Origin of the sequence: Lactobacillus helveticus DSM 20075 = CGMCC 1.1877 (assembly GCF_000160855.1) — a bacterium.
GTDB classification, from domain to species: domain Bacteria; phylum Bacillota; class Bacilli; order Lactobacillales; family Lactobacillaceae; genus Lactobacillus; species Lactobacillus helveticus.
This window is the reverse complement of record NZ_GG700752.1, coordinates 393,896-397,138: the sequence shown is the minus strand read 5'-3', so window position 1 is coordinate 397,138 and position 3,243 is coordinate 393,896. Positions and strand designations below refer to the sequence as shown.

Below are 3,243 nucleotides of genomic sequence, written 5' to 3'. Positions count from 1 at the left end.
TGTTGTAATTTATTTATTCATATAGTCATCATGTGAATTTGTGAATGCTATAAAGCGCTAATAATGCAATTTATATTCAAGAAATAAAATAACGATTTAATTAGTAAAAAATATTTTACCTGTTCTGCAAGCATTTCTAGCATAGCTATAATAAGTAAAAATTATATAGGTACAATAAATAATAAAAAATGAGATGCTCACGCATCCCATTTATACTATATTTATTTAAGTAAAACAGTTAATTATTTGATAGTAACCAAAGTGTACTTTCTCTTACCCTTACGGATAATTACATACTTGCCATCAAATGCGCTTGAAGGATCAACATCAAAGTCAACGCTTTGTTCACGATCACCATTAACGTAAATAGCACCATTCTTAATATCTTCACGAGCTTGACGCTTTGATGGTTCAATCTTGGTATCAACTAAGAAGTCCACCAAGTTCTTCTTTTCTGAACCGGCTTCTGCACTCGGAGCATTCTTCAAGCCTTGTTCGATTTGGGTTACTGACAAGTTCTTGATGTTGCCTGAGAACAAAGCATCAGTAATCATTTGTGCTTCTTTCAAACCAGCTTCACCATGAACGAACTTAGTTACTTCTTCAGCTAAACGTTTTTGAGCTGCTCTCTTCCAAGGTTCCTTTTCAGTCTTTTCAGCCAAATCTTCGATTTCTTCACGACTAAGGAAAGTAAAGTACTTAAGGTACTTAACAACGTCACGGTCATCTTGGTTAATCCAGAATTGGTAGAATTCGTAAGGACTAGTCTTTTCAGGATCAAGCCATACAGCACCACCAGCTGACTTACCAAACTTAGTACCATCAGCCTTAAGCATCAATGGAATAGTCAAACCAAAGGCAGGACGATCTGCACCTTCAAGCTTATGGATAAGATCGATACCTGCAGTGATGTTGCCCCATTGATCGCTACCACCAATTTGAAGTTGAACGCCATCATCCTTGTTCAAGTGGTAGAAGTCGATTGCTTGCAAAATTTGGTAAGTAAATTCAGTAAATGAAATACCATTTTCAAGACGACTAGCAACAACGTCTTTGTTAATCATGTTGTTAACTTGGAAGAACTTACCGTAGTCACGCAAGAAGTCGATCAAGTTAAGCTTGCCAAGCCATTCAGCGTTGTTTCTAATTTCAAAGTTTTCAGTACCAAACAACTTCTTCATTTGGTTAGTCAAGCATTCTTCATTGTGCTTAACTTGGTCAGCAGTTTGCAAAGTACGTTCAGTCTTACGACCAGATGGGTCACCGATTGCACCAGTACCACCACCGATTAAAATTACTGGGTGGTAACTTGCCATTTGGAATCTCTTCAAGATCATAAATGGAATAAGGTGACCGATGTGAAGTGAATCACCAGTTGGGTCAGTACCACAGTAAAGAGCCAAGTCATCATGCTCTGCTAAGTACATGCGTAAGCCTTCTTCATCAGTTTCTTGGTTAATGGCTCCACGCCACTTCAAGTCCTCTAAGATATCAAACTTTGCCATATATTTTCCTCCAATAAAAAACGTCCCCTGATCCGAAGATCAAGGGACGACTAAATTACATTATTAGCCGTGGTACCACCCACGTTTGCGCTATTGCGCCTTATTAAAGCCTGTAAAGGAGCAACCCTATTAAGTAATTCGCTAAAACCGGCCTGTCTAGCTCACACCACCCGCTAGTTCTCTGAACGCTGAGCCGATTCGCTACTCATTCGTTAGTTATGATATTAACGAGAAAAATCGCTTTAGTCAACCGCTATTTTAAGAAAACTGTTTTAATTGCGGACCATGGGCCTTCTTCTCTACCGTTTAAAGCTTGCAATTTTACTTCATAGCTTCTATTTCTGGTAATGCCTGTAATTGCATTAGAAACTTGATCAGTCACTTCGTAATACCACTTGCTTGTACCCTTTTGACGGTAAGCAACACGGTAGCTTTGTGCACTATCAATTTTCTTCCAAGCTACATGAATGTTGTGGTAAGTATTATCTGCTTTAGCAATAGTTAAATCAACTGCACCCGGGGTTGCATCTGAAGGAGCATAGTAAGTGTGCTCTACGACTTTACTCCAAGCACCAAAATAATTATCAGTTTCTGGAACACCATAGCGAATGTAATCGGGGTTGCTTACACCGCGAGCCACGAAATCATAGGTTTGACCATTAACTAACTTTTTACCAATTTGAACTGGAATTTTATGGCCATTTCTTTCTATATAGCGTGTTTCAGGAGCAGTACTTACTTCTGTGGTATTGCTGCTAGAAGCAAAGGAAGCAGCCTTTGGACCTTTCTCACGCCATGCAAGTTCGTAAGTCTTAGCATGAAGTGCATCCCTCAATGTAGCAATCACGCCATCCTTGGTATCCTTCAAAGATTCAATTTCAGTATCTGCCGGCACCATACGTGTATCAGGAACAGCCGTCAATTGGAAGTCATAAAGTCCACGAGTATTTACGCTAAATACATAAGTTCCTTTAGCCAAGTACCAGCTTTGACTGGCCGTCTTATTGCCATTAACTTTGAAATCCTCTGGGTAAAGCATAGTGCCACCACCAACAGAATTATCTTTATCAAACATGATTACGTCCATCTTGCTAAAGATGTTGCCTTTTCCAAGCTGATAAATTGGATTATTGGTCATCTTCATCGTAACCATTTGTGGTGAATCAATAGTAAAGCTGTAGTAGTCGATACTATCGTAATTGTACATCTCACCCATGGCCTTAATCTTTTGACCGATTTCAATCTTTCTAGCCTTAAGGCTGCTGTTATCATTATTCTTCTTTGTTTCAACGTACGTTTCTAGACCCTTACGAATTTTAGTTAAACGAGTATAAGCAGTCTTTACATTAGCATTCTTTGAACTAGTCAAATAGTATGTACCCTTACGCAAATAATATGTATTCTTCTTTTTGCCATAAGGGATACATGTCCATTCCATGCTATTTTTCAAAGTAACATCACCATTTGTAACTAATCTACCAGCTGCAGGCAAATGCAACTTGTAAATTTTACCCTTAGTTACATGGTTAAGCTTATTAATTTTAAAAGCAGTGGTATTTTTTGGATTATATGTTCCTGCTTGAACGGTTGTTGCGGAAAGTCCAAGAAGTGCAGCACTTGCTAGTGCCATTTTCATTATTTTTTTCATCTTAATCACCTTTAAAACGTTTTTTCTTAGCTACTATTTTACCATTAGACACAAAAAAGGCCGAACTTCGCGTTCGGCCTTTCGTTTAAT

The 3,243-nt window shown here is 38.4% G+C and carries 2 protein-coding genes; both read right to left on the bottom strand.

Annotated elements, in window-relative coordinates:
- Positions 1 to 242: 242 nt before the first annotated feature.
- On the bottom strand, positions 243 to 1,505 hold the full coding sequence (gene tyrS, locus HMPREF0518_RS01845; RefSeq protein WP_003625551.1) for a tyrosine--tRNA ligase: 1,263 nt from the start codon (positions 1,503 to 1,505) through the stop codon (positions 243 to 245).
- A gap of 253 nt (positions 1,506 to 1,758) precedes the next feature.
- Entirely contained in the window at positions 1,759 to 3,153 is a 1,395-nt protein-coding gene (locus HMPREF0518_RS01840; RefSeq protein ID WP_003625550.1) for a fibronectin type III domain-containing protein, read from the bottom strand.
- Positions 3,154 to 3,243 lie beyond the last annotated feature (90 nt).